This window comes from Micromonospora sp. NPDC023966, from assembly GCF_040639095.1.
GTDB lineage: Bacteria > Actinomycetota > Actinomycetes > Mycobacteriales > Micromonosporaceae > Micromonospora.
In genome coordinates this window covers 45,228-69,890 of record NZ_JBEZZJ010000032.1, presented here as the reverse complement: position 1 = coordinate 69,890, position 24,663 = coordinate 45,228, and the positions used below count along the sequence as shown (strand labels likewise).

Genomic DNA, 24,663 nt, shown 5'->3' with positions numbered 1-24,663 from the left:
GGTCACCCTGACCTTGGCGGGGGGACCGGCCGGCGGGGGGGGGGGGGGCCCGCCCCCCGCCTGCCCCGGGTTAACCGGCGCGGGGTGACCGGCCGCGGGCGGCGGCCGGTCACCCCGATGGTCAGGCGATCTTTCGCCGGTAGGCGCGCATGGCGAAGGCGTAGGCGACGATCAGGATGCCGGCGCACCAGGCGAGGGCGGTCCAGATGTCGTTGCAGCTCGGGGCCGACGAGGGGCCCGGTGGCCGCCCCGGTCGGGGCGGCGATCGGGATGCGGAGTTCCGGCTTCCGTGTCGGGACCGGCGTGCGGGTTGGTATGCCTGTGGGATGTTGGAGCGTGCGAACGACGAGCAGCCTGCGACAGGCGGCGGAGGGCCAACCGAGGATGGCGGGACTGCCTCTCAAACAACCCTGGCGGGTCGCCCGACGGCGGGTCTGGGGTTGCTACTGGGCGCCCTGGGCGTGGTGTACGGCGATATCGGGACCAGCCCGCTGTACGCGCTGAAGACGGTCTTCACGCTCGACCGTGGCCTGGTCCCGGACAGGCCCGACGTGTTCGGCGTGATCTCCCTGGTGTTCTGGTCGATCATCCTGGTCGTGTCGGTCAAGTACGTCATCTTCATCCTTCGGGCCGACAACGAGGGCGAGGGCGGGGTGATGGCGCTGGCCGCTCTCGCTCGAAGTGCGCTGCTGAAGGGCAAGGCAGGACGGGCCTCGGCCGTGTTGGCGCTAGGGGCGCTCGGCGCTGCCCTGTTCTATGGCGACAGTGTGATCACCCCGGCTATCTCGGTGTTGTCCGCGGTGGAAGGGCTGGAGGTCATCTCTCCGCGGTGGGCGGCGTTCGTGCTGCCGATGGCGGCGGTGATCCTCACCCTGCTGTTCGCGATCCAGCGATGGGGCACCGGACGGGTCGGGGCCGTGTTCGGGCCGATCATGCTGCTCTGGTTCACCTGTGTGGGCGTCGCCGGCGCGGCCGAGGTGATACGTCATCCGAGCGTTCTGGCCGGCCTGTCACCCACCTATGCGGCCACGTTCTTCGTGAACCACCCGGTCGTCGCGTTCATCGCGATGGGCGCCGTCGTGCTGGCCATCACGGGCGCCGAAGCGCTCTACGCGGACATGGGTCACTTCGGCCGCGCCCCGATCCGCCGGGCCTGGTTCGGGGTCGTGTTTCCCGCGTTGACACTCAACTACCTCGGCCAGGGCGCGTTGATCCTGCGGGCACCGGACAGCCGGGACAACCCGTTCTTCCTGCTGCTGCCAGCCTGGGGGCAGCTCCCGATGGTCGTCCTGGCCACCGTGGCCACCGTGATCGCGTCCCAGTCGGTGATCTCCGGAGCGTTCTCGGTGTCTCGACAGGCCATGCGGCTCGGCTTCCTGCCCCACCTGCGAATCCGCCAGACCTCCCGCCAGGAGTACGGGCAGATCTACGCGCCCGGCGTGAACTGGGGCCTCTTCGGGGCGGTCCTCGTGGTCACGTTCGCGTTCGGTTCATCGACGAACCTTGCTGCCGCGTACGGGGTGGCGGTCACCGGCACATTCCTGATCACCACGACCCTGTTCCTGGTCGTCGCGCGGGTGCTGTGGCGCTGGACCACTTGGCGGCTGGCGCTGTTCGGGGTCGTCTTCGGCAGCATCGAGCTGACCTTCTTCACCGCGAACCTTGCCAAGGTCACCCACGGTGGTTGGCTGACGCTGCTCATCGCGATCATCGTCTTCACAGTTCTGCTGACCTGGCGGCGTGGAGCCAAACTGGTCACCGCCCGGCGGATCGAACGGGAAGGGCCACTGGCCGACTTCATCGACACCCTGCACACCATGAACATCCCCCGCGTACCGGGCACTGCGGTGTTCCCACATCCGAACAAGGAGACGGCGCCCCTGGCGCTGCGCGCGAACGTCGCCTACAACCACGTTCGACACCAGACAACTGTGATCATTACCGGTCGTACCGCGAACATCCCGCATATCCCTTGGGATCAGCGCCTGACCATCGACGATCTCGGTGATCCGAATGACGGCATCTTCCACATCACCGCCGTCTTCGGCTTTCAGGACACTACCGATTTCCCTGAGGTGGTGCGCCGTGCCGCCGCCCATCCCCTCGCCAAAGGGCTCGACCTCGACCAGGTCTTCTACTTCGTCTCGAGGATCACGCTCCGTTGCACCGGTAGGCCCGGTATGGCCACCTGGCGCAAACGCCTGTTCATCGGCCTCGCCCACAACGCCGCCAGTCATGCCGAGTTCCTGCGCCTGCCCGAGGAACGCACGATCGTCCTCAGCGCCGAGATTCCCGTCTGAACCTGGGGCCAGTGGCTGCAACCAGGCGTGCCCGCCGGTAGCGGGCGTTGAGCAACTCGGTCGCATTCGTCGAGCATCACCCGCGGATCTTGAAGCCGTAGCCGAGGAACGCGACGAACTCGGCCAGGCGTGTCCCACAGCCGCATCAGCTCCGGATGATAGCTGCCCACTTTGTCGGTCATGCCGCAGCAAGGCAGGGCCGCGGGCGTCGGTGACCTGGAGCTAACACCAGCGGTTTCCTGCACGGTGACCCTCACAGTCGCCCCCAGGCGTGCCAGTAGGGACCATTGGGTAGGTTGTGCGCTGCTCTAGGGGTGCGCATGCGCCCGGCACGACCACGAACGGGGGCGACATCGGATGGGCGACGGCCGGTCGAGGCGCACGGCGAGACGCGCCGCGGTGCGCGTAGGCGCGAACGCTGGCGGGCCTCTGCCGGGGGCGACCCGACCGGTGGTGCCGGAATGCGTGGACGTGCCGGCGATCGCCGCGCCGGTGTCGAGTGCGCTGGCGCGGTGGTTGTTGCGGCACCGGGTGCAACCGGCGGGCCCGGAGGCCGGCGATTCGCACGCCACGGCGCAGCCCTGGTGGAAGGTGATGTGCCTGACCGGCGTGGATTACTTCTCCACCCTGTCGTATCTGCCGGGCATCGCGGCGCTGGCGGCGGGGGCGTTGTCACCGCTGGCGACGCTGCTGATCGTGGCGCTGACCCTGTTCGGGGTGCTGCCGATGTATCGGCGGGTTGCGCGGGAGAGCCCGCACGGGCAGGGGTCGGTGGCGATGCTGGAGCGGCTGCTGCCGTTCTGGCGGGGAAAGCTGTTCGTGCTGGTGCTGCTGGGGTTCGTGGCCACCTCGTGGATCATCACGATCACCCTGTCGTCGGCGGACGCGACGGTGCACCTTCTGGAGAACCCGATCCTGCCCGACGGGTTCCCGCACGGGACCACCGCCGCCGTCGTGGTCACCGTCGTGCTGCTGCTGATCCTGGGCGGGGTGTTCCTGCTCGGCTTCAGTGAGGCCGTCGGCGTCGCGATCCCCCTGGTCGCGGTGTTCCTGCTGCTCAACGCGGTCATCGTGGCCGTCGGCCTGGTCCAGGTGATCCAGGATCCGGCCCTGCTGACGGGCTGGACCGACGCACTGACCGCCGGCACGAACGGCGTAGGCGACGTCGTCGGACCAGCGGTGTTGGCCTTCCCGCTGCTGGTGCTGGGCCTGTCCGGTTTCGAGACCGGCGTGAGCATGATGCCGCTGGTCCGCGGAGACGGTGCGGACGCGCCGGCACGGCTCGCCGCGCGGATCCACAACACCAAGCGTCTGCTCACCGCCGCCGCGCTGATCATGTCCGCCTACCTGATGTGCACCACGTTCGTCACTACCGTGCTGATCCCGGCCGAGGAGTTCCAGCCGGGCGGGCAGGCCAACGGCCGGGCCCTGGCCTACGTCGCCCACCAGTACGTGGGGGAGGCGTTCGGGACCGTCTACGACATCAGCAGCGTGCTGATCCTGTGGTTCGCCGGCGCGTCGGCGATGGCCGGTCTGATCAACATCGTGCCTCGCTACCTGCCCTCGTACGGCATGGCGCCGGAGTGGGGGCGCGCGGTACGCCCGGTGGTGATCGTCTACACCCTGATCAGCATCGCGATCACCGTCGCGTTCCGGGCCGACGTCAACGCCCAGGCCGGCGCCTACGCCACGGGCATTCTGGCGATGATGGTCTCCGGCGCGGTGGCGGTGACCATCTCCGCGCTGCGCCGCCGGCAACGGCTGGTCACCGCCGGCTTCGCGGTGCTCACCCTGGTGCTGCTGTACGCGCTGGTCGAGAACATCCTCGAGAAGCCCGACGGGATCGCGATCTCCGGCCTGTTCATCGCCGGCATCATCGTCGTGTCCCTGGTCTCGCGGGTGTCCCGTACCACGGAGCTGCGGGCCGAGCGGATCGAGTTCGACGAGGCGGCGCGGCGGTTCGTCGCCGACTCGATTGAGTACGACGGGCGGCTGGACATCATCGCCCACCGCCCGGACGTGGCTTCCGGCGCGGAGTACCGGGCCAAGGAACGCTCCCAACGAGACATGAACCCGGTGCCGGGAGCGGCGGACGTGCTGTTCCTGGAGATCGAGGTCGTCGACCCGTCGGACTTCAGCGACGTCCTACGCGTACACGGCATCGAAGTCGACGGACACCGCGTGCTGCGGGTGCAGAGCCCCGCCGCCCCGAACGCCATCGCGGCGATCCTGCTGGCTCTGCGCGACGTCACCGGCATCCGCCCACACGCACACTTCGAGTGGTCCGAGGGCAACCCCATCGCGCACCTGATGCGGTACCTGATCCTCGGCCGGGGTGACACCCCGCCGGTGGTGCGGGAGATCCTGCGAAAGGCCGAACGAGATCCGGCACGCCGGCCCGGCATCCACGTCGGCGGTTGATACCGGAGGAGCTTACGCAGACGGCTTGGTCGTCGGCTTACCCTTCTCGTTGCCGAGCCCGCGGCGGCCGCCTGGGGGTCGCCGCGGACGACCTCTTTCCTCTGGTCAGGCGATTTTGCGGTGGTAGGCCCGCATGGCGAAGGCGTAGGCGACGATGAGGATGCCGGCGCACCAGCCGAGGGCGATCCAGATGTCGTTGCCGACCGGCTGCTGCTCGAACAACGCCCTGATGGTGTTGACGATGGAGGTGACCGGCTGGTGTTCGGCGAAGGCTTTCACCGGCCCGGGCATGGTGTCGGTGGGCACGAACGCCGAGCTGATGAACGGCAGGAAGACCAGAGGGTAGGAGAAGGCAGACGCTCCGTCTGGCGAGGACGCCGCCAAGCCGGCGATCATCGCCACCCATGTCAGCGCGAGGGTGAACAGGGCCAGGATTCCGACGACGGCAAGCCAGGAGAGCACACCGGCCGAGGTGCGAAAGCCCATGATGAGCCCGACCCCGATGATGACCACGACGGAGATGGCGTTGGACACCACTGAGGTCAGCACGTGTCCCCACAGAACGGACGACCGTGCGATCGGCATGGAGTGGAACCGTTCGAATATGCCGCTCTGCATGTCGTTGAACAGTCGAAATCCGGTGTAGGAGATGCCGCTGGCGATGGCGATGAGCAGGATGCCGGGCATCAGGTAGTTGGTGTAGTTGTCGGTGCCGGCCTGGATGGCGCCGCCGAACACGTAGCGGAACAGCAGCATGAACGCGATCGGCATGATCGTGACGGTGATGATGGTGTCCATGCTGCGGCTGACGTGGCGGATGGACCGTCCGAGCATGACGTTGGTGTTGCTGACGACATGTGAGCTCATCACTGCATCTCCTTGGTGCCGACGATCGACAGGAAGATCTCCTCCAGGGTGGGCTGGCGTTCCACGAGTTCCGCTTGCACGGGCGGCAGCAGCAGGCGTAGGTCCGCCAGGGTGCCCGACACGATGATCGTGCCTTGGTGCAGGATCGCGATCCGGTCGGCCAGCTTCTCCGCTTCTTCCAGGTACTGGGTGGTCAGAAGGACCGTCGTGCCCTTGCCGGCAAGACTCTGGATCTCCTTCCACACTTCGATGCGGGCTTCCGGGTCGAGGCCGGTGGTCGGCTCGTCGAGGAAGATGACTGGCGGGTCGCCGATGAGGCTCATGGCGATGTCCAGGCGCCGGCGCATGCCGCCCGAGTAGGTCGCCACCCGGCGCCCGCCCGCGTCGGTGAGCCCGAATCGTTCGAGCAGGTCGTCGGCGACCTGGCGGGGGTTCTTCACCTGTCGCAACCTGGCGACCATGATCAGGTTTTCGCGACCGGTGAGGATCTGGTCGACTGCGGCGAACTGCCCGGTCAGGCTGATCGATTCCCGGACCTTTTCGGGCTGGGAAACGGCGTCGAATCCGTTGACGCTTGCACTGCCGCCATCGGGTTTGAGTAGCGTGGACAGGATGCGCACGACGGTGGTCTTGCCGGCGCCGTTGGAGCCGAGCAGTGCGAAGATGCTGCCGCTGGCCACGGCGAGGTCCACGCCCTTGAGGACTTCGAGCTTGCCGTAGGACTTGTGCAATCCCGTTACGTGAATCGCGAGGGGTGAGGTTTGCATGTGGCGTTGCCTTCCTTATTCGACGGTCACGTTGGCCGGTTCGACGCCGACTCCCTTGAGCGCGGCGAAGGTGAGCTTGTCCATGCGTGCCCCGTCGAAGTTCACGGTGCGCAGGGCCTTGTAGTACCTCTTGCTCCAGCCGCCGCGGAAGGAGCAGTCGCGCAGGATCGCCCCGCGCAGCGACAGGCCCTCAAGTCCTGCCCGGTCGAACTTGACACCAGTGAAGGCCGCCCGATCGAAGTTGAGGCCGCGCAGATCGGACACGGAGAAGTCCACGCCGGTGAAGGTGCAGCGCTCGAAGACGGTCTTCCGCAGGTCGGTCTTGCGGAACGCGACGTCGGTGAGTGCGGCGTCGGCGAACCGGACACCGTTGAGCCCGGACATGTTGAATTCGGTACGGATCAGTCGCGCCCGACGGAAGCTGGCGTTCGACAGGTCGGACGTCGTGAAGTTCGCGTCGGTCAGGTTGGCGCCGTCAAAGTTGACGTCTCGCATGTCGCTGGACTTGAACTTGCTGCCGGTGAGATCGGCGTTGGAGAAGTCGGAGCCGCGCAGCGCGCTCGCTCCGAACCTGCCCTGTCGGGCCGCGACGCCGGCGAAGTCGCTGCCCTCCAGGGCGCTCGCGTCGAATCGCGTGACCACCTGCCGCTCGAGAACCCGCGAGAGATTCGACACCTCGCGCACCGTCTCCTCGATGTCGCCGATGCTGTCGACGGTCAGCTCGAACGCCGTCGCCTCGTCCTTCCCCTCGGCGAGCAGCTCGCGATATCGCTCCTGCAGATCGGCGAGCAGGTCCGTCTTCAGCTCGCCGACGCTCCTGGTGCCCTCGTAGGGGGCGAAGACGCCCTCCACGTACTCGTTGAGTTTGTCGCTCATTGGTGTTCGTCCCCTCTACAGCAACGTGTCCAGTACGCGCTTGGCGTAGTCCCAGGTGGTCTTGTTGTGCGCGTAGGTCGCGCGGCCCTTGTCGGTGATCCGGAAGTACTTGCGCCGTCCGCCCTGGGATTCGTCGCCCCAGTACCAGGTGATGTCGCCGTCGGCCTCCAGGCGCCGGACGCTGGAGTACATCGTGGCTTCTTTGAGTTCGTATTCGCCCTGCGAGCGTTCGGCTATCAGCTTGACGATCTCGTAGCCGTAGCGGTCGGACTCTGTCAGCAGCCGCAAGATCATCGTGTCGGTGTTCCCGCGCAGCAGATCGGATGTGATCTTGTTGGTGCCCATGCCTCACCTCCTGTGTTACACCGTAGATCGGGGTACTGTGTCTGTCAAGGTAATCCTCCCGTCGTGGTATTTCGGCCGTCGGCAGCGTGCTCGGCGTTGCCGGATTGGCTCTGACTGACTGACAGCCCTTGCCGCCTCATACGACGCGGGCCGGCTCGGTGACCCGACGGCACTGAGCGATGGATATTCCGCCGCCTTCCTGGGCGCCGGCGCTGTCGCCGCAGGGCTCACCCTGCGCGTCGGCGCTGCCCGCGCCCAGGCCCGGGGCGGACGCGGAGGTCTCCCAGGTTGGGTGACTGTTCGCGCCGCACGGCCAGGCGGGCGGTCGGCTGATGTCGGCCGCCCGCCTGCCGATCGGCGGTAGCAGTCCGGATGGTTGCCGCACGTGAGATCGGGCGGATTCTTGTGATGACCGTGATCAGCCGCGCTTCATGAGGCGGCCGACGGCGGCCATCTCTCGGCGGCCATCTCGTCGGCGAGGCCCTCGGCGGCGCCCTCCTGCATGCATTGCCGGGCGGTCGAGAGCGCGACGAGGGCGGCCACCCAACCGGCTGACTCCGGCGGGCTCACGGACGTCGGCGGCCGCGGCCGGGCGGCGCGGCGGAGACCGCGGCTGCCGCATCCGGCTGACCGGCCGGCAACGTCGGCGTCGCAGCGACCGGACCGGCGTCGTGGCCGCGGTCACGCGGTCCCGGCACCGTCGCCTGGAGCGCTGCAGCGGCGGGCTGCTCGCCGTCCCGGCGGCGCGAGGTCAGCCGCAACGGCCACCGCCAGCGGGGCTGCTCCTGCGGGTGCAGGTGGCTGCTGGCCGCGTCAACCAGCTCCCGCAGCGCGGCGAACAGCGCCGCGTCGGCTTGGGCCCGGGCCGCTGTCGCTTCCCCGCGCTTCCACAGGTTGTCCTGCCCGTACGCCTGCCCGGCCTCGGCGGCAATTTCACCCAGGCGCATCGCGGCGTTGCGGACGTCGCCGTCGGGCAGCAGCGAGGCCCGCGCAGCCGCCGCCAAGACGCGCTGCATCGGCACCTTCAGCGCCTGCGCGGCGAGCAGCTCGCGCTGGTTGGCCTCGACCGTTGGAACGGGCTTTCGCGGCGCTGCACCGACACCCGACCGGTGCGCCTTGGTCGCGAATACCACCAGGGCATTCGGGGCCAGCGGCGGCGCGTACGTCGCCTGGCTTGCCGGGCACGTCGGCCGGCATCCCGAACGCTTTCGTCGACCAGGTCGGCGCCGAGGGCTCCGTCACCGCCTGGCGCCGCCATCTCATTGCGGTCGGTGACCATGGGTGAACGGGCGTCCCTCCTGTCGTGGGTCGCATGGTGCTCCGATGGTGATCGGACGCCGGGGAACTGACGCGGACAGCCTGGGATCTGACAGGTCTCCACCGAGGTGATGAGAGCACCTCGTCTATCGAGCACCACAGATGCACCCGCCCAACCTGCGGACATTGGGCGGGAGGCTCGCGGACTGAGCGGGACCAACTCGGACCGCCATAGCCGATCTTCACGGCGGGTGCCCGGCGCTGTACAAGACCGAGGGCGGCTACGTCGTGCAGGGCATCAAGCTGGACGACGAGACCCGGGCGCAGCTGCGCCAGCTGGCCGACAACGAGGACGGCGTGTTCGTCCCGGCCAACGTGCTCGACCGGCTGCGCGAGGTCGGCTGAGCATGGGTACCCCGCTCACCGATGACGAGTTCGCCGAGCAGCTCCGAACGTTCGATCACACTGCGTTCCGGCTGGAGTTGCAGCTGGCGTACGCGGAGCCCAGCGAGCACGACACGGTGGCGAAGTTCCTGGCCGGCGACCCGGAGCCCCCGACAGAGGTTCCCGGGCTTGCTGCCTGGTTCAAGCAAGTCACCGAGTTGACGCAGCAGGGCGAGCAGATCGAGCGCGTGCGGGTGCACGAGGAACCGCCGACCGACTACCAGCGGTGGGAACGTTGGATCGGCCGGTGGAACGTCGAGGCCGGCGAGACGATGCGCTACCTGACGCGGGCGAGGGCGCACGAGATCGGCTTGCTGCCCGCTGCTGGCAAAGTCGACTGGTGGTTGCTGGACTCCAGCCGGCTGATCAAGATGCGGTTTGACGAGGTGGGCCACCGGATCAGCAACGAGCTGGTAACCGACCCGGCGACCGTGGTGCAGGCGTGTGCGTGGCGAGACCTGGCAGTCCACTACGCCGCTCCGGACAACGCGCGGAGCGCAGCTGCCTAGCACGAGGAGTCACCCGTGAACCCGATGGAAGAGTGGCTGACACAGCCCGAAGGACTGGCCGATCGCCTGCGTGCCCTGCGCACGCAGGCCGGCCTGTCCGGCAAGGAACTCGCCGAGGCGAACGGCTGGGCACCGTCGAAGGTCTCCCGACTGGAGAACGGCCGCCAGATGCCGGCCGCCGCCGACCTGTACGCGTGGGCACGCGCCTGCGGCGCCGACGACACCGCCGCCCAGGACCTGTTGCGGATGCTCGGCGAGGTCCATGCCGCGCACCGCAGCTTTCGTCGCCGAATGCGTCAAGGCCAGGCCGCCGTTCCGGACAGCTACAACCAGCTTGTCGCCGAGTCGCGCCTGATCCGGCACTTCGAGACCGTGTACGTACCCGGACTGCTCCAGACCGCCGACTATGCCCGCCGTGTCCTCACCGAGATGGTCGAGCTGCACAACCTCGACATCGCCGATGTGGACGCCGCGGTGGCCACCCGGATGCAGCGTCAGCAGCTCCTCTACGACACCACCAAGCGGTTCGAGTTCCTGCTCGCCGAGCCCGTGCTGCGCTGGCTGCTCACCTCGCCCGAGGTCATGCGCGGCCAGCTCGACCGGCTGCAAACCGTCGTCGGCGTGCCGAACATCCGGTTCGGCATCCTGCCGCTGGGTGTCCCGCTCACCACCACCCCGCAGAACTCCTTCCAGATGTATGACGATGTCGCCATCGTGGAAACCTTCGTCGGCGAGACCACCTACCGCGACGACGAAGCCGTCACCTACATCAAGGCCATCGAACGACTCTGGCAGGAAGCCGTCACCGGCGAAGACGCCCGTCGACTGATCGTCCGCGCCGCCCAGGATCTACAAAGCTAGGCACGTCAGGGGCACAGGGGCACAGGCCACACTGTCTGGTCCCACCACATGCTTGACGGATGCGTCCCAGCACATGCTTACGCATCGTCTAGCCATCCTGCAGGACGCGTTCCACATCCGAACCTGCGTGGACGACCACGGCGTCGGCGCGAAGTTCCTCGGGAAGGTGGTGCCGCTGCCCTTCGTGCGCGAGCAAGGTAGGGCAGTCAGGTGCAAGGACAACGGCATCCGCGAGCCCGATGAACTTGACGAGCATGTCGAGGACGGTGCCGGTGGAGAACCGGGTGACCATGAGACTGTCGAGCGTGCCGTCTGCAAGGGCGGCGTAGATGTCTGCTTCGCCGCCGTCGTCGACGGTGATGTGCCAGTAGCTGTGTTGAGGTTCCCGATGGTCGACGCGGGGCTCAAAGACGACCAGGAAGGCATCATCCGCCATTGGGGCGGCATCGCCCTGGTCGAACCGTTGGACGAACATGTCGTAGCTCACCGGAGGAAGTTAACGCCTCGGCCGGGGCGATCATGTCAAGCATCTGGTGGGACGCAGGTGTAAAGCATCAGCCGGGACACGACAGGGGCACAGGCCACACGCGTTGCCGAATTCCGCTCTATCAGATCAAGGCGGCCCGCAAGCGGGCCGCGCCGGCTCGGCCTCGGCCTGCTGGCGGCGCAAGCGCCGGCATCGGCCGGGCCGGCCGGCCACGCTGACGGACGACAAGACCTTGAAGACCTCGCGGCTCTGCCCCGAACCCCGGCCCTCCTCAGAGATGCCGCCGCGGCTCACCTCGCCGGGCACCACAAGGGCTACCAACATCTCCGGACGGGGCCAAGGTCGTTCGTTCGGTAGGGCGCTCCACCTTGTCCCCGTCCGGAGATGTTGGACGGTCTACGACTGCCCGACGAGGAGATCCGCCTTGATCCCAAGCGTGGGTTGCCCTGCCGTCCTCCGCCAGCTGCCAGTTGTGCCGACGCATCAACCGCGTCCCGAGCCGGGTGAATGACCGTCCTACTAAACAGGGGGCCGGCAGCGCCTGCGGAGCTAGCTGACGCGGCGATAGCGGATGTGGGTAGTCAGCGGTGAGTGAAGCACCTCGACGGGTTCGAAGTCGAAGGATTCAACCCCGTCGAAGAGGCGTTCGCCCGAACCGAGCAGGACCGGTGCGATGTCGAGGGTGAGCTCGTCGATCACGCCGGCGTTCAGTGCCTGTCGGACGGTCGAGGCCCCACCCGCGATGTCCACGCCGTTGTCCCCGGCGGCCTGGCACGCTGCGGAGTAGGCCGCGTCGAAGCCCTCGGTGACGAAGTGGAAGGTCGTCCCGCCGTCCATCTGGATCGGGTCATGTCGGTAATGGGTCAGCACGAACACCGGCGCGTGATACGGCGGTTCGGGGCCCCACCACCCGGTCCACTCCTCATCCCAGTCCCCGCGGATCGGGCCAAACATGTTCCGACCCATCACATACGCGCCCCGCGGGCGCATGAGCCACTCGTTCGCGACCTTGTCGGCATCGTTGGCTCGCGGGTCGCCAATGTGCCAGCCGTGCAGCTCCTGCCCCCTTTTGCCCAGGGGGTCCTCGCGGCTCTGGTCCGGCCCGGCGACGAAGCCGTCCAGCGAGATCGACATGTGGCAGGTGGTGTCCGGCACCGCAAACCTCCTGAGCGATCGCGACCTGCAAGGTCGTGCGGACGGTAGCAGGTAATGGCGACCGCAAGTGCTACACACGGGATGGTGACCACCGGCAGGAGTACACACCCCCTAGACCCGCGAGGCTGTACAGCCAGCCATACAGCCAGGACCACCCGCTGACGCCGACGCCACCCGACAACGGCAGACGGACTGACCAGTGAAGCAGCTACCTGGCCAGCCAGCCGCGATCTTCTTCTAATCCCCAGGCCGCGGGGTCTACGGCATTCCGCTACGGTGCGGCCCATGCTCAGGGAGTTTCGGCGGCGGAAGTTTTCCAGCCTGACCGCGTGGACTGGCGGCGACGGTCCGATACCGGCCGAGGTTGACGTCGTCGGCGTTGAGTACTGGGGCCGTCTGGGGCACCCGTCGTCGTACGGCTTGCTAATGGCTCGTGCTACCGGCTCGCCGGGAGTCCAGCTCGACCTCAATCCGATGCCCGTTGCGCGCTCCGTTCCGTCTGATGAAGTCACGTTCGGGCTGACCGAGCCGGAGTACGCCGAGGCCCTCCATGCCGCAGGCCGATTCCTTGCCAGGGGCCTGGTCATCACGGCCGTAGGCGAGGGCTTGTATGGCTCCTCAGTTGTGGTTTTCACCCGCCTGGTCGCAGTCATCTCTCTGCTGCTGGCAACGGGTCTGGAGTCAGCTGACGAGGTCGACGTCTGGGCGCACTGGGACAGCGCATGGTCCGAACCGCCCCGCAAGGCGTGAGCACCGCCATTGCGGGACGCGAGCTGTGACGTAGCGGCTGTACGCCGGCAGTTGCCGGACTGCCGAACGAGCGGTCCGCATCTAGTCCACAAGAGGTCGACGGACGGCAGGGTGGCGGTGTGAGATGTCGAGAAGCATTTCCCCTGCTAGACCCCACGTGGCCAGGACCGATGGCGGCAAGCGTAGGTGAGGCGGTCAGTTAAAGACCCGGAACCCCAGGACGAACACCGCGAAGGAGATGCTGAGCACGGCGACCACTGCTATGACACCCAGCGCCTTCCCGACGAGTTCGTTGATTCGGCTGATCCGGGCGGGTAGCCGATCTTTCCAGTGGTCGAGGACGCGGTTGGGCACGGAGACGAGCATCCAGAGCACGATGAAAGCCGTCAACGGGCCTGTGGCCCCGATCCAGCCGGCGGCGGCACCGCAGAGGTACATCACTCCGACGATGTTTGCGCCAAGGCCCGCCAGGACGGGACGGGCGAATAATGCCCGAGTAGAGGGGCGCGGTTGAGCGTCGGTCACGGGATGAGGATGCCAGGCGAGCGCCAACGGATCAGGGTCTGGCTTGGGGAGCCATGCTTGAAAGCCACCGGGGCGAACCGAGCCGAACGAGTCCGGACCGATCCGGGTTGGCGGGCGCGGCGAGCACGGCGACGCGGACGTTGCCGAACGGCTGCGGAGTGGTCTTGGGAATCTACGGATGAGAACGCCTCGCGGGTCTGCTTCGAGCTGACCCTGGTGTAGATCTCCATCGTGACATTGAAGTCAGCGTGCCGCAGGATCTGCAGCGCCACCCGTGGGTGTGGTGGGATGCCCGCACATTCTCGCGGGCTCAGACCATCCGTGGCGGTGAAAGCTGCGTAAGAACGACGGTGGCTTGCGCGTGTGGTCCGTCGAGCTGCGTCCGTGGTGCGGGACGCATGTGCGGACCGGCGCCCGCCGGCGATGAGGACCAGGGCGTGGCCCGGAGATCCTGAAGCTACGGCTAGTTCGCCGGGCCGGGCGGGTCTCGTCAGGCAGCAGTCGTTCGAGCACCTCGCCCTGTCACATTGGCTCGTGGCCTGGGCTCATAGGTACGAGTGCAACCACGCGAGGAGGACGCAATGCAGTTCAAAGACGCCGCCGAGGCCGCCGACGAAGCGACGATGCGGTCGATGCTGGCCGCCGATCCCGGGCTGCGCGATCGGCACGCAGACCTGGTTACGCGGATGGCCGAGGCTCGCAACTGGTCAACGGTCCGTCTGCTGATCGAGCATGGCTTCGACGTCAACGGTGTAACGGCCGACGGCGCGACCGCCTTGCACTATGCGGCGGCGGCTGGCGAGCTGTCGATCGCGCGCCTGCTGGTCGAGCACGGTGCCGACCACACCGCCCGCGAACCTGGGTTCAATGCGCAGCCGGCGGGCTGGGCACAGTATTTCAAGAAGCGGGAAACCCAGAAATATCTCGAATCCCTGGCCTGATACCGCGTGACCGGGCGGCGCGGCAACAGGCCCCAGGCTCGTCGAAGTAGGGCGCGCTCGCCATTCACCGCCCTGTTCGCTCGGTCAGGTGGAGGAAGGCGGACGCGAGGCGGTGGACGCGGTCGGGGTCGCGGACAACGTCGATCCTGACGATCTTGTTGCCCGCGACGGTGAAGGCCATGACTGAGAACGGCCGCCCGTCGCGGGTGATCAACGTTCCGATCGCGCCGTTCACCAGGGCGGGGCGCAGTTGGCCACCACGTGGGGCGCGGGCCTGCTTGGCCACGGCTGGCGCGCCGCGGACGACGGTTGGCGGCCGGGTGGTGCCGAAGTCGGTGCGCAGGACGACGTCGGGGTCGAGGACCTGGACGAGGGCGTCGAAGTCGCCGTTCCACGCAGCCGCGTAGAAGGCACGGACGACCTGTCGCTGGCGCGCCAGATCCGGGTCGGGTGATGGGATCTCGGCACCGCTCACTCGGCGTCGTGCCCGGCTGGCGAGTTGCCGCGCGGCGGCCGGGGTGCGGCCCACGATGCCGGCGACCTCCTCGAAGGGCAGTTCGAACATGTCGTGCAGCACGAACGCCAACCGTTCAGCAGGAGTGAGCTGGTCGAGCACGACGAGCAGGGCCAAGCTCACCGAGTCGGCCAGCAACGCCTCCTGCTCAGGGCCGAGGTCCCCGTCCGGGATGACAACCAGGTCGGGCAGGTGCGCGGCGAACGGATCCTCCCGGCGGCGTCGGCGGGAGCGCAACACATGCAGGCACTCCCGGGCGACGACAGTGGTCAACCATCCGCCGAGGTTGTCGATCTGCTCCGCGTCGGACCGACTCAGCCGTAGCCAGGCATCCTGAACAGCATCGTCCGCGTCAGCCAGCGAACCGAGCATTCGGTAGGCCACCGCCCGCAGCCGAGGTCGGTGCTGCTCGAAGCGCGCGCCCAGCCACTCATTCTCATCCATCGGTCACACCATCCCATCGCCAGGGCTCACAGAAGTGAGCCCTCAGACACGGCGAATGTGACACGCCTGGCCCGGCTCACCGTGAGCCTCGCGTTGAACGCCGCGCGCTGACGCAGACGGGGGTTTCGTCGCGGCGTGGCGATTCGCGGCCTTTGGGGCGACTTCCGGAAAGATTCGCTTGTCTCGATTTCTCTAGTACCCTCCTGGTTGGGAGCCGCCAGCAGGAGCAGGCAGTCGCAGCCATATCGCCTGCTCCATCGAGATCGTTCAAGTCGATCGACGCTTGCCTCTCCGGGTTGGGCATCCCGGCGAGCGACACACCTGCGTCGGCGGATCAACCGGAGCATCGATGAAATTCTCACGAACAGCACGCCGTCTGGGACTCGGCGCGGTGACCGTGCTCGTCGCCGCGTTCACGATGGTCGTCGTCAACCATGCCGGCCCGGCCTCGGCGCACGGATCCGTGACCAACCCACCGTCCCGCAACTACGGATGCTGGGAGCGCTGGGGTTCCGACCATCTCAACCCGACCATGGCCCAGACCGACCCGATGTGCTACCAGGCCTGGCAGGCCAACCCGAACACGATGTGGAACTGGAACGGCCTGTTCCGCGAGAACGTCGGCGGCAACCACCAGGCCGCGATCCCGGACGGACAGCTGTGCAGCGGCGGCCGTACCCAGAACGGCCTGTACGCCTCGCTCGACGCGGTGGGCGCGTGGACCGCGAAGCCGATGCCGAACAACTTCACCCTGACGCTGACCGACGGCGCCAAGCACGGTGCCGACTACCTGTTGGTCTACATCACCAAGCAGGGCTTCGACCCGACCACCCAACCCCTCACCTGGGGCAGCCTGGAGCTGGTGCTCCGCACCGGCAGCTACCCGACCACCGGGCTCTACGAGGCTCAGGTGAACGCGGGCAGCCGCACCGGGCGGCACGTCGTCTACACGATCTGGCAGGCGTCCCATCTCGACCAGTCGTACTACCTCTGCAGTGATGTGATCTTCGGCGGTGGCGGCACCCCGCCGCCCACCACTCCGCCTCCGACCACTCCGCCGCCCAGCACTCCGCCGCCGACCACCCCGCCGCCGACCGGCAACGGTGCCTGCACCGCCACCTACCGCAAGGCCAGCGAATGGTCCGGTGGCTTCGGCGCCGAGGTCACCGTCCGGGCCGGGAACAACGCCATCTCCGGGTGGACGGTGAGCTGGACGTGGCCCAACGGCCAGCGCCTCACCAACTTCTGGAACGCGTCGATAACCTCGAACGGATCGTCGGTCACCGCCGCGAACGCCAGTCACAACGGCGCCTTGGGCGCCAACAGCAGCACCACCTTCGGATTCAACGGTTCGTGGAGCGGCACCAACTCCGCACCCACCCTCACCTGCACCGCCAGGTAACAGCACCCCTGACGGGGGTGGCGCCCAACCAGCGCCGCCCCCGTTCGGTGTCGGCCCTGGAACTGGCCCGCGCATCGGCACGCTGATCGCGACGGCGCCGAGCCAGGCCAGGGTGCCCATCACCGCGACGGCCCGGAGGCCGCCGGTGATCCAGCAGGCGAGGATGACGGCGAGTCCGCCGGCCGCGACGCCCCAGCCCCACCGGGTGGGCAGGTGCCGCAGCGCCGAGCCGACCAGCACGGCCAGCGCCAGCGAGGCGATCGGGGACACCGCGGTCCGCCTGGCGAAGCATGACGTGCACGTGGCGATCGCGTACCAGCGACCAGCCGGTACTGGCGTTCCAGTGGCTGGAGCGTTCTACCTGGTGCTGGCCGGGCTGTTGGCCGGCTTCGGGTTCTGGCGGCTCCAGCGTCGCCCGAGCTGAGCCCGGACACCTTTCCAGCAACCGAGAAGAAGATCCGGTACGTCCCGCCTGGATAGCTTGAGTGCGACGCAGCCGACGGGCAACGGGAGGCCGAGCCATGGAAAACCCACCGCAGCAGTTCGCGCCCCCCGTGTCGGTGACCGTGCTGGAGAAGCTGCTCGGCCGGTTGACCTCGGTCTGCATCCAGGTGGCGACGGCCGGCCTCGATCTGCCCGACCGGCTCCGGGACGGTCCGAAGTCGATCGACGAGTTGGCCGCCGAGGTGGGCGGCGACCGGGATGTGCTGCTGCTCTTCATGCGGGCGCTAACCAGTGAGTCGATCTTCCAGGAGGTCGAGCCGGGGGTGTTCGCGCACACCGAGGAGTCGCGCTGCCTGATCAGCGACGCGCCGAACTCCCTGCACAGCATCGCCGAAATGCTCGGGGCCGAGTGGGCCTGGAAGGTGTGGGAGCCGGCCGAGGTGCTGCACACCATCCGGACCGGGCAGCCAGCCTTCGAGCACGTCTTCGGCCGGGACATCTGGGACTACATGACGGCCAACCGCGACCAGTACGCCGTGTTCAGCCGTGCCCAGACCATCTTCTCCGGCCCGAAGGACGACGCGATCGTCGACGCGTACGACTTCGAGGGGGTCAAGACGATCGTCGACCTCGGCGGTGGCGAGGGCACCTTCCTGGAGAAGATCCTGCTCAAGCACCCGGGGATCGAGGGCGTCCTGTTCGACCTGCCGCCCGTGGTGGAGCGGGCCCGGGCGCGGGTCGCCGGCAGCGCCGTCGCCGACCGCTACACCTGCACGGGCGGCAGCCTCTTCGACCGGGTGCCGCCGGGCGCCGACGCGTACGTGCTCAAGCAGGTGCTGCACGACTGGAGCGACGACGAGTCGGTGGAGATCCTGCGCAAGGTCCGCGAGGTGCTGCCGCCGTCGGGCCGGATCCTGGTCGCCGCCCACCTGGTGCCCGCGCCGCCGCGCCGCCCGCTGAAGTACCTGATGGCCGGCATGTGGGTGCGGCTCAACACCCCCGGCGGCTACGAGCGGACCGAGCAGGAGTTCCGCGACGTGTTCGACCGGGCCGGCCTGGAGCTCATCCGGATCCTGCCCACCGCCTCCACGCACAGCATCCTGGAGACCCGCCGCGCCGAGGACTGACCGGCCGAGCCGAGGGAGGTGGCGCGTGAAGGCCGCGCCCTTCGACCACCACGCCCCGACCAGCCTCGCCGAGGTGCACGACCTCCTCGCCCGCCACGGCCCGGACGCCACGCTGATCGCCGGCGGGCAGAGCCTGGTGCCGCTCATGGCGCTGCGGCTGGCCCGGCCCCGGGTGCTGGTCGACCTCAACGAGGTGGCCGGGCTGGCCGGGATCCGCGACGAGCCGGACGCGGTGACCGCCGGCGCGCTCACCAGGCAGCGAGCCGTCGAGCGGTCCCCCGTGGTGGCGGCCCGGCTGCCGCTGCTCGCCGCGGCGGTCGGCCGGATCGGCCATCCGCAGGTGCGCAACCGCGGCACCGTCGGCGGCAGCCTGGCGCTCGGCCACCCCGCCGCCGAACTGCCCGCCGTCGCGCTCGCCCTGGACGCCACCCTGGTCCTCGCCGGCATCGGCGGGGCGGAGCGCGAGATCGCGGCCGGGGACTTTTACCCCGCCACCGGAGGCACCGGGCTGCGGCCGGGCGAGGTGCTGACCCGGGTCCGGTTCCCGGTGCCGCCGGCCGGCGCCGGGTACGGCTTCCACGAACTGGGCCGCCGGTCGCGGGACTTCGCGCTGGCCGGCGCCGCCGTGGTGCTCGGCCGGGGCGTCGACGGCGAATGCGCGTACGCCCGGGTTGCGGTGCTGGGCGGCGGCCCGGTGCCGCGCCGCGTGCCCGGCGTGGAGCGGGCGCTGCGCGGCGGACCGCTCGACGCCGACGCGATCGCCGAGGCCGCGGACGGCGTCGCCGGTGAGGTCGAGCCGGTCGGCGACGTCCAGGCCGACGCCGGGTACCGCCGCGAGGTCCTCGTGACGCTGGTCCGGCGGGCCCTGTCCGACGCGGCGCGCCGCGCCGACCCGACGCACTGACCTGGGGAGCGACGCATGGAGTCCGTCGAGCTGATGGTGAACGGGGTACGCCGGGAGGGGCGGGTCGAGCCGCGCCGGACGCTGGCCGACTTCCTCCGCGAGGAGCTCGGGCTGACCGGTACGCACGTCGGCTGCGAGCAGGGCGCCTGCGGGGCCTGCACGGTGCTGCTCGACGGCGAGCCGGTCTACGCCTGCCTGCTCTTCGCGGTGCAGGCCCGGGGCCACGAGATCACGACGGTCGAGGGGCTCGCCGCCCCGGGTGAGCTGGATCCGGTGCAGGACGCCTTCCGCCGGTGCCACGCGCTGCAGTGCGGCTTCTGCACCCCGGGCATGCTGCTGGCCGCGCACGGACTGCTCGCCGACGACCCGGACCCGGACGAGGCCGACATCCGGGGCGCGCTCGCCGGCAACATCTGCCGCTGCACCGGCTACCAGAGCATCGTGGCCGCGGTCCGCCTCGCCGCCGCGGAGCGGCGCCGGCCGGCCGCGCCGGAAGGAGCGGCGCGATGACCGGGGAGCCCGAGGAGGGCCGGATCGGCAGCCCGGCCCGGCGGATCGAGGACCCGCGCCTGCTCACCGGCCGCGGCCGGTACGTGGCCGACCTGACCGCCCCCCACCTGGCGCACGCGGCGTTCCTGCGCAGCACCGTGCCGCACGCCCGGATCACCGTGGACGCCTCGGCCGCCCGGACCGCCCCCGGGGTGATCGCCGTGTTCACGGCGGCGGACCTCGCCGGGACGCTCGGCCCGGTCCGCTTCGACGCCTCGATCCCCGGGATGACCCAGCTCGTGCACACCGCGCTGGCCGACGACCGGGTCCGGCTGGTCGGCGACCCGGTGGCCATGGTGGTGGCAGAGAGCCGCTACCTGGCCGAGGACGCGCTGGAGCTGATCGAGGTCCGGTACGACGAACTGCCCCCGGTGCCGGACGTGGCCACCGCCCTCGACCCGGCCGCCCCGGCCCTGTACGACGTGGCGCCGGGCAACGTGCCGTACCACGACTCCGCGCGGTACGGCGACGTGGACGGCGCCTTCCGCAGCGCGGACCGGGTGATCGGCCGGACGCTGCGGCAGCACCGGTACATGGCCGCCCCGCTGGAGACCCGGGGCGGGCTGGCGGTCCACGAGCCGGCCGGCGGCGAGCTGACGTACCACGCCAGCGCGCACGCGCCGCACCTGATGCGGATGGTGCTCGCGGCGCATCTGCGGCTGCCGCCGCACCGGGTGCGGGTGGTGGTGCCCGACATGGGCGGCTCGTTCGGGTCGAAGTGGGGGATCACCCGGGAGGACCTGCTGGTCTGCGCCGCGGCGGTGCGGACCGGCCGGCCGGTGCGGTGGATCGAGGACCGCCGGGAGAACCTGCTGGTCGGCGGGCACGCCCGGGACGAGTCGCTGCACCTGGAGGCGGCGGTCCGGGCCGACGGCACCCTGCTCGGGCTGCGGGCGAAGCTGGTCATGGACATCGGGGCGTACTCGGTCATCCCGATGAACCCGGCGTTCTTCACCCTGGCGCTGCGGCTGCTGATCCCCGGCCCCTACCGGGTTCCCGCCTACGACTTCGAGGTCAGCACGGTCTGCACCAACAAGGGGCCGTACGTGGCGTACCGGGGGCCCTGGGCGGTGGAGACCTGGGCTCGCGAGGTGCTGCTCGACATCGTCGCCGGTGAGCTGGGGCTGGCTCCGGAGGAGATCCGGCGCCGCAACCTGGTCACCCCGGCCGAGCAGCCGTACCGGACGGCGGCCGGGTGGCGGCTGGACGGGACGCGGGCGCCGGCCACCCTGGAGCGGGCGCTGGAGCTGGCCGACCTGACCCGGTTCCGGGCCGAGCAGCGGCGTGCCCGGGAGCGGGGCGAGGTGCTGGGCTTCGGGCTGGCCACCTTCATCGAGCCCTCGCCGGGCGGCGCCGAGTTCCTCGCCATGTCCGGCGGCGGCAAGGAGACCGCCCGGGTCCGGGTCGAGCCGACCGGCGAGGTCTCCCTGTTCACCTCGCAGATCCCGCACGGGCAGGGGCACGAGACCACGCTCGCCCAGGTGGTGGCGGCCGAGTTCGGGCTGCCGTACACCGCCGTGCGGGTGGTGCACGGGGACACCGACGCCACCCCGTTCAGCATGGTGGGCACCGGTGGGAGCCGGGCCGCCACCTTCGGCAGCGGCGCGGCGACCCGGGCCGCCCGAGCGGTGCGGGACCAGGTGCTCCGCCTGGCCGGCGGCATGCTCGGGGCCCCGGCCGACGAGCTGGAGCTGGCCGGCGGCCGGGTCTACGTGCGGGAGCGGCCGGCCACCGGGCTGAGCATGGTGCAGCTCGCCGGCATGGTCTCCCTGGCCCCCGCCTACCTGCCCCCGGACACGCCGACCGAGCTGGCAGCCACCGCCACCTACGACGGGGCGGACGGCGGGTTCGCCCAGGCCACCCACTGCTGCTGGGTACGGGTGGACCCGGGCACCGGGCAGGTGGAGATCACCCGCTACCTGGTGGTCGAGGACTGCGGCTCGATGATCAATCCGGCCGTGGTGGAGGGGCAGATCCGCGGCGGTACCGCGCAAGGGGTGGGCGGGGTGCTCTACGAGCGGCTGCACTACGACGAGGCCGCCCGGCCGCTCACCGGCACGCTCCGCGACTATCTGCTGCCCACCGCGGCGGACGTGCCGCCGATCGAGATCGTGCACCTCGGTCCAGAGCCCGGGGCCGGCCCGCCGGACCATCGGGGGGTCGGGGAGGGGGGTGCCATCTGCGCGCCGCCGGCCATCACCAACGCGCTCTCCGACGCGTTGGGCACCGAGATCACCCAGCAGTCGGTGACGCCGTCGTTCGTGCTGGCGGCGCTGCGCAAGGCCGGCGCGACACTCGCGGACCCGCTTGACAGGTAGGAAGTTCCCTACCTATCGTCGTCGGCATGAGCATCAAGGGAATCAAGTTGATCACCGTGCCCGTGTCCGACCAGGACGCCGCCAAGCAGTTCTACGTCGAGCAGCTCGGCTTCGAGGTGTCGCAGGACTCCCAGATGGGGCCCATGCGCTGGCTCGAGGTGGCGCCCAAGGGATCGCCGGTCAGCTTCGCGCTGCTGCCGAGCGTCCTGGGTGTGCCCGTGGGCGGCCTCAAGGGCGTCCAGCTCTTCACCGACGACCTCGACGGCGACTGCGAGAGCCTGCGCGCCGCCGGCGTCAAGGTGGACGGGCCGAACGCTCGCCCGTGGGGTCGTGACGCGAACTTCTCCGACCTGGACGGCAACGGCTTCGTCCTCATGTCGGTGCCCGGCGGCCAGTAGGCCGACGCGCCCCGGCTCGGCCGCCCCGACCTCTCCCCCCGAGGTCGGGGCCCCGAGCCGGGCACGGCCCGACGGATTCCCGGTCCTCAGTTGAGAGAGTGCCATGTCATTGATGATCGAGGCCGTGGGCCTCAGCAAGTCCTTCGGGAAGGTCGTCGCCCTCAACGGGCTCGACGTGCGTCTGGAGTCCGGCCAGGTCGCCGCGATCCTCGGCCCCAACGGGGCCGGTAAGACCACCTTCCTGCGCATGATCTCCACGCTCACCCGGCCTGACGGCGGCACGCTGCGGGTCTGCGGCATCGACGTCACGGCCGAGCCAGCGCGGGTCCGCCAGCTGATCGGCCTGGCCGGGCAGCACGCCACGGTCGAGCCCGCGCTGACCGGGCGGGAGAACCTCCAGATGATCGCCCGGCTGTTCGGCCAGGACCGGCGTACCGCCCGGGCCAGCGCCGAGGAGACGCTGGAGCGGCTGCGCCTCGGCGAGGCCGGCGACAGGCTGGTCCGCACCTACTCCGGCGGCATGCGGCGCCGGCTCGACCTGGGCGCCAGCCTGGTCGGCCGTCCGCAGGTGCTGCTCCTCGACGAGCCCACCACCGGGCTCGACCCGCAGAGCCGGATCGAGCTGTGGGACACCATCCGGGCACTCACCACCGAGGGCACCGACGTGCTGCTCACCACGCAGTACCTGGAGGAGGCGGACCGGCTCGCCAACACCATCCTGATCATCGACCACGGTCAGGTGATCGCCTCCGGCACGGCGAAGGAGCTGAAGAGCCGGGCCGGCCGCGACATCGTGGAGATCCACGTCCGCGACCGGGAGGATCTCGATCCGGCCGTGCGGGCGCTGACCCGGATCGGCGCCGAGGCGCCGGTCGTCGACCACGGATCGCTGATGGCCTCGGTGGCGGTCGACTCCGGCCCGGAGCGGCTCCGCGAGGCGTTGCAGGAGGTCAGCGAGCTGGGCGTGCACGTCGAGGACGTGGCCCTGCGCCGGCCCACGCTCGACGAGGTGTTCCTGTCGCTGACCGGGTCGACCCCGGCCGGCGAGCCCCGCGGCGGCGAGCCGCGGTCGCCCGAGTCCACCGCGGGCGTCGAGCCCGAGACCGTGTCGAGGAGTGCCCGATGACCGCCGTGGCCGCGCCGCACCCGGCCAACAACGCCCGCCTGCTGCCCAGCGTCGGCGTGCTCACCGGGCGCGCCCTGCGCATCTACCGGCGCACGCCCCAACTGCTGATCCTGCGGATCGTGCAGTCGGTGGCGTTCCTGCTGATCTTCCGGTACGTGTTCGGCGGCGCGATCGGCACCGGCACGATGCGCTACGTCGACTTCATGGCGCCCGGGCTGCTCACGGTGGGCATCATGTTCGCCACCATCGGCACCGCGCTCGGGGTGGCCGAGGACCACGTCGGGGGCCTCTTCGACCGGCTGCGGTCGCTGCCCATGCCGCGCAGCGCCGTGCTCACCGGCCGGGTCCTCGCGGACCTGGCCATGACCGTCGCCGTGCTCATACCCACCATCGCGATCGCCTTCGCGGTGGGGATGCGGGTGCACACCGACTGGGCCTCCGCACTCGGCGCGCTGGGCCTCCTGGTGCTCTTCGGGTTCGCCTTCGTCTGGATCTTCGTGGCGGTCGGGTTGCTGGCCGGCAGCGTCCAGGCGGCGCAGGGCATCTCGTTCATCGTGATGCCGATCAGCTTCGCGTCCAGCGCCTTCGTGCCGACCTCCAGCATGCCGGGCTGGCTCCAGGCGTTCACCGAGCACCAGCCGGTGACGGTGGTGGTCAACGCGGTGCGCACCCTCACCCAGGGTGCGCCCGCAGAGGCGCTGCTCGGCCACAGCACCGGCTACTACGTCACCCGGGCGCTGATCTGGATCGTCGCCCTGATCGTGGTCTTCGCGGGCCTGGCCATCGCCCGCTACCGGAGCCGCTGACCGGCGGCCCCTTGCGATGGTCCGTGCCGTGCCGCCCGTCCCGTGGCGGTACGGCACGGACCGGCGTCATGTTTTCTCACCCTCTGCCATAGTCGCGTCACTCGGTTGACAGGTAGGAATTCTCCT

24 protein-coding genes are annotated in these 24,663 nt (G+C 69.6%); 15 read left to right on the top strand and 9 right to left on the bottom strand.

The window, feature by feature from the left end; translation table 11 throughout:
- Window positions 1-326 precede the first annotated feature (326 nt).
- Together AB0F68_RS28445 and AB0F68_RS28440 are read left to right on the top strand one after the other, a co-directional pair.
- Window positions 327-2,300 (top strand): KUP/HAK/KT family potassium transporter, encoded by a 1,974-nt coding sequence (locus AB0F68_RS28445; protein WP_357343735.1) that lies wholly within the window; start codon window positions 327-329, stop codon window positions 2,298-2,300.
- Window positions 2,301-2,765: 465 nt separating this feature from the next.
- Window positions 2,766-4,721, top strand: a complete 1,956-nt coding sequence (locus AB0F68_RS28440; RefSeq protein WP_357343733.1) for an amino acid transporter — start codon at window positions 2,766-2,768, stop codon at window positions 4,719-4,721.
- Window positions 4,722-4,826: 105 nt separating this feature from the next.
- Here the strand turns inward: AB0F68_RS28440 and AB0F68_RS28435 are convergent, their stop codons facing one another.
- The 5 genes from AB0F68_RS28435 to AB0F68_RS28415 all read right to left on the bottom strand — a co-directional run bounded on the left by AB0F68_RS28435 (window position 4,827) and on the right by AB0F68_RS28415 (window position 8,709).
- A complete protein-coding gene (locus tag AB0F68_RS28435) occupies window positions 4,827-5,588 on the bottom strand; it encodes an ABC transporter permease (protein ID WP_357343732.1) in 762 nt (253 codons plus the stop codon).
- Window positions 5,588-6,355 carry an ATP-binding cassette domain-containing protein gene (locus tag AB0F68_RS28430; protein WP_357343730.1) on the bottom strand — a complete coding sequence of 256 codons (768 nt, stop codon included), beginning with the start codon at window positions 6,353-6,355 and terminating at the stop codon, window positions 5,588-5,590. Before AB0F68_RS28430 ends, AB0F68_RS28435 begins: the two co-directional genes overlap by 1 nt.
- Before the next feature lie 15 nt (window positions 6,356-6,370).
- Entirely contained in the window at window positions 6,371-7,231 is an 861-nt protein-coding gene (locus AB0F68_RS28425) for a pentapeptide repeat-containing protein (RefSeq protein ID WP_357343728.1), read from the bottom strand.
- Window positions 7,232-7,246: 15 nt separating this feature from the next.
- Entirely contained in the window at window positions 7,247-7,576 is a 330-nt protein-coding gene (locus AB0F68_RS28420) for a PadR family transcriptional regulator (protein WP_355635372.1), read from the bottom strand.
- A 566-nt stretch (window positions 7,577-8,142) separates the two neighbouring features.
- Entirely contained in the window at window positions 8,143-8,709 is a 567-nt protein-coding gene (locus AB0F68_RS28415) for a hypothetical protein (protein ID WP_357343725.1), read from the bottom strand.
- Window positions 8,710-9,240: 531 nt separating this feature from the next.
- Here AB0F68_RS28415 and AB0F68_RS28410 point away from each other — a divergent pair.
- Together AB0F68_RS28410 and AB0F68_RS28405 are read left to right on the top strand one after the other, a co-directional pair.
- Complete coding sequence (locus tag AB0F68_RS28410) at window positions 9,241-9,786, top strand: DUF6879 family protein (RefSeq protein WP_357343723.1); 546 nt, start codon at window positions 9,241-9,243, stop codon at window positions 9,784-9,786.
- Between the two features lie 24 nt (window positions 9,787-9,810).
- Window positions 9,811-10,647 carry a helix-turn-helix transcriptional regulator gene (locus tag AB0F68_RS28405; RefSeq protein WP_357343742.1) on the top strand — a complete coding sequence of 279 codons (837 nt, stop codon included), beginning with the start codon at window positions 9,811-9,813 and terminating at the stop codon, window positions 10,645-10,647.
- 88 nt (window positions 10,648-10,735) lie between these two features.
- Here the strand turns inward: AB0F68_RS28405 and AB0F68_RS28400 are convergent, their stop codons facing one another.
- Entirely contained in the window at window positions 10,736-11,134 is a 399-nt protein-coding gene (locus tag AB0F68_RS28400; RefSeq protein WP_357343721.1) for a hypothetical protein, read from the bottom strand.
- 549 nt (window positions 11,135-11,683) lie between these two features.
- Window positions 11,684-12,289 carry a dihydrofolate reductase family protein gene (locus tag AB0F68_RS28395; protein WP_357343719.1) on the bottom strand — a complete coding sequence of 202 codons (606 nt, stop codon included), beginning with the start codon at window positions 12,287-12,289 and terminating at the stop codon, window positions 11,684-11,686.
- A 285-nt stretch (window positions 12,290-12,574) separates the two neighbouring features.
- Here AB0F68_RS28395 and AB0F68_RS28390 point away from each other — a divergent pair, with 285 nt between their 5' ends.
- Window positions 12,575-13,039 (top strand): hypothetical protein, encoded by a 465-nt coding sequence (locus tag AB0F68_RS28390; RefSeq protein WP_357343717.1) that lies wholly within the window; start codon window positions 12,575-12,577, stop codon window positions 13,037-13,039.
- Between the two features lie 195 nt (window positions 13,040-13,234).
- On the opposite strand, the gene AB0F68_RS28385 is transcribed toward AB0F68_RS28390, so the two are convergent.
- Complete coding sequence (locus AB0F68_RS28385; protein WP_357343715.1) at window positions 13,235-13,564, bottom strand: hypothetical protein; 330 nt, start codon at window positions 13,562-13,564, stop codon at window positions 13,235-13,237.
- Between the two features lie 581 nt (window positions 13,565-14,145).
- Here AB0F68_RS28385 and AB0F68_RS28380 point away from each other — a divergent pair.
- On the top strand, window positions 14,146-14,505 hold the full coding sequence (locus tag AB0F68_RS28380) for an ankyrin repeat domain-containing protein (protein ID WP_357343713.1): 360 nt from the start codon (window positions 14,146-14,148) through the stop codon (window positions 14,503-14,505).
- A gap of 64 nt (window positions 14,506-14,569) precedes the next feature.
- On the opposite strand, the gene AB0F68_RS28375 is transcribed toward AB0F68_RS28380, so the two are convergent.
- Window positions 14,570-15,463, bottom strand: coding sequence for a sigma-70 family RNA polymerase sigma factor (locus AB0F68_RS28375; protein WP_357343711.1), 894 nt, complete (start codon window positions 15,461-15,463; stop codon window positions 14,570-14,572).
- Window positions 15,464-15,812: 349 nt separating this feature from the next.
- On the opposite strand from AB0F68_RS28375, the gene AB0F68_RS28370 reads away from it, so the two are divergent.
- The 9 genes from AB0F68_RS28370 to AB0F68_RS28330 all read left to right on the top strand — a co-directional run bounded on the left by AB0F68_RS28370 (window position 15,813) and on the right by AB0F68_RS28330 (window position 24,537).
- Window positions 15,813-16,865 (top strand): lytic polysaccharide monooxygenase, encoded by a 1,053-nt coding sequence (locus AB0F68_RS28370; RefSeq protein WP_357343709.1) that lies wholly within the window; start codon window positions 15,813-15,815, stop codon window positions 16,863-16,865.
- A gap of 163 nt (window positions 16,866-17,028) precedes the next feature.
- Window positions 17,029-17,289 (top strand): hypothetical protein, encoded by a 261-nt coding sequence (locus AB0F68_RS28365; RefSeq protein WP_357343707.1) that lies wholly within the window; start codon window positions 17,029-17,031, stop codon window positions 17,287-17,289.
- Window positions 17,290-17,386: 97 nt separating this feature from the next.
- Window positions 17,387-18,436: a methyltransferase gene (locus tag AB0F68_RS28360; protein ID WP_357343704.1), complete on the top strand. Its 1,050-nt coding sequence runs from the start codon at window positions 17,387-17,389 to the stop codon at window positions 18,434-18,436.
- Between the two features lie 25 nt (window positions 18,437-18,461).
- Window positions 18,462-19,340: an FAD binding domain-containing protein gene (locus tag AB0F68_RS28355; protein ID WP_357343702.1), complete on the top strand. Its 879-nt coding sequence runs from the start codon at window positions 18,462-18,464 to the stop codon at window positions 19,338-19,340.
- A 15-nt stretch (window positions 19,341-19,355) separates the two neighbouring features.
- Entirely contained in the window at window positions 19,356-19,850 is a 495-nt protein-coding gene (locus tag AB0F68_RS28350) for a (2Fe-2S)-binding protein (protein WP_357343700.1), read from the top strand.
- Window positions 19,847-22,207, top strand: coding sequence for a xanthine dehydrogenase family protein molybdopterin-binding subunit (locus AB0F68_RS28345; protein WP_357343698.1), 2,361 nt, complete (start codon window positions 19,847-19,849; stop codon window positions 22,205-22,207). The genes AB0F68_RS28350 and AB0F68_RS28345 overlap by 4 nt, the downstream gene beginning before the upstream one ends.
- Before the next feature lie 26 nt (window positions 22,208-22,233).
- A complete protein-coding gene (locus AB0F68_RS28340) occupies window positions 22,234-22,605 on the top strand; it encodes a VOC family protein (RefSeq protein WP_357343695.1) in 372 nt (123 codons plus the stop codon).
- A 112-nt stretch (window positions 22,606-22,717) separates the two neighbouring features.
- On the top strand, window positions 22,718-23,731 hold the full coding sequence (locus AB0F68_RS28335; protein ID WP_357343693.1) for an ATP-binding cassette domain-containing protein: 1,014 nt from the start codon (window positions 22,718-22,720) through the stop codon (window positions 23,729-23,731).
- Entirely contained in the window at window positions 23,728-24,537 is an 810-nt protein-coding gene (locus AB0F68_RS28330) for an ABC transporter permease (protein WP_357343691.1), read from the top strand. Before AB0F68_RS28335 ends, AB0F68_RS28330 begins: the two co-directional genes overlap by 4 nt.
- The last annotated feature ends 126 nt before the right edge of the window (window positions 24,538-24,663 follow it).

Coding starts and splice junctions, on each gene's coding strand:
- AB0F68_RS28445 (WP_357343735.1), top strand. CDS start 327: ATGTTGGAGCGTGCGAACGACGAGCAGCCTGCGACAGGCGGCGGAGGG.
- AB0F68_RS28435 (WP_357343732.1), bottom strand. CDS start 5,588: ATGAGCTCACATGTCGTCAGCAACACCAACGTCATGCTCGGACGGTCC.
- AB0F68_RS28430 (WP_357343730.1), bottom strand. CDS start 6,355: ATGCAAACCTCACCCCTCGCGATTCACGTAACGGGATTGCACAAGTCC.
- AB0F68_RS28425 (WP_357343728.1), bottom strand. CDS start 7,231: ATGAGCGACAAACTCAACGAGTACGTGGAGGGCGTCTTCGCCCCCTAC.
- AB0F68_RS28420 (WP_355635372.1), bottom strand. CDS start 7,576: ATGGGCACCAACAAGATCACATCCGATCTGCTGCGCGGGAACACCGAC.
- AB0F68_RS28410 (WP_357343723.1), top strand. CDS start 9,241: ATGGGTACCCCGCTCACCGATGACGAGTTCGCCGAGCAGCTCCGAACG.
- AB0F68_RS28405 (WP_357343742.1), top strand. CDS start 9,811: ATGGAAGAGTGGCTGACACAGCCCGAAGGACTGGCCGATCGCCTGCGT.
- AB0F68_RS28390 (WP_357343717.1), top strand. CDS start 12,575: ATGCTCAGGGAGTTTCGGCGGCGGAAGTTTTCCAGCCTGACCGCGTGG.
- AB0F68_RS28380 (WP_357343713.1), top strand. CDS start 14,146: ATGCAGTTCAAAGACGCCGCCGAGGCCGCCGACGAAGCGACGATGCGG.
- AB0F68_RS28375 (WP_357343711.1), bottom strand. CDS start 15,463: ATGGATGAGAATGAGTGGCTGGGCGCGCGCTTCGAGCAGCACCGACCT.
- AB0F68_RS28370 (WP_357343709.1), top strand. CDS start 15,813: ATGAAATTCTCACGAACAGCACGCCGTCTGGGACTCGGCGCGGTGACC.
- AB0F68_RS28365 (WP_357343707.1), top strand. CDS start 17,029: ATGACGGCGAGTCCGCCGGCCGCGACGCCCCAGCCCCACCGGGTGGGC.
- AB0F68_RS28360 (WP_357343704.1), top strand. CDS start 17,387: ATGGAAAACCCACCGCAGCAGTTCGCGCCCCCCGTGTCGGTGACCGTG.
- AB0F68_RS28350 (WP_357343700.1), top strand. CDS start 19,356: ATGGAGTCCGTCGAGCTGATGGTGAACGGGGTACGCCGGGAGGGGCGG.
- AB0F68_RS28345 (WP_357343698.1), top strand. CDS start 19,847: ATGACCGGGGAGCCCGAGGAGGGCCGGATCGGCAGCCCGGCCCGGCGG.
- AB0F68_RS28340 (WP_357343695.1), top strand. CDS start 22,234: ATGAGCATCAAGGGAATCAAGTTGATCACCGTGCCCGTGTCCGACCAG.
- AB0F68_RS28335 (WP_357343693.1), top strand. CDS start 22,718: ATGATCGAGGCCGTGGGCCTCAGCAAGTCCTTCGGGAAGGTCGTCGCC.
- AB0F68_RS28330 (WP_357343691.1), top strand. CDS start 23,728: ATGACCGCCGTGGCCGCGCCGCACCCGGCCAACAACGCCCGCCTGCTG.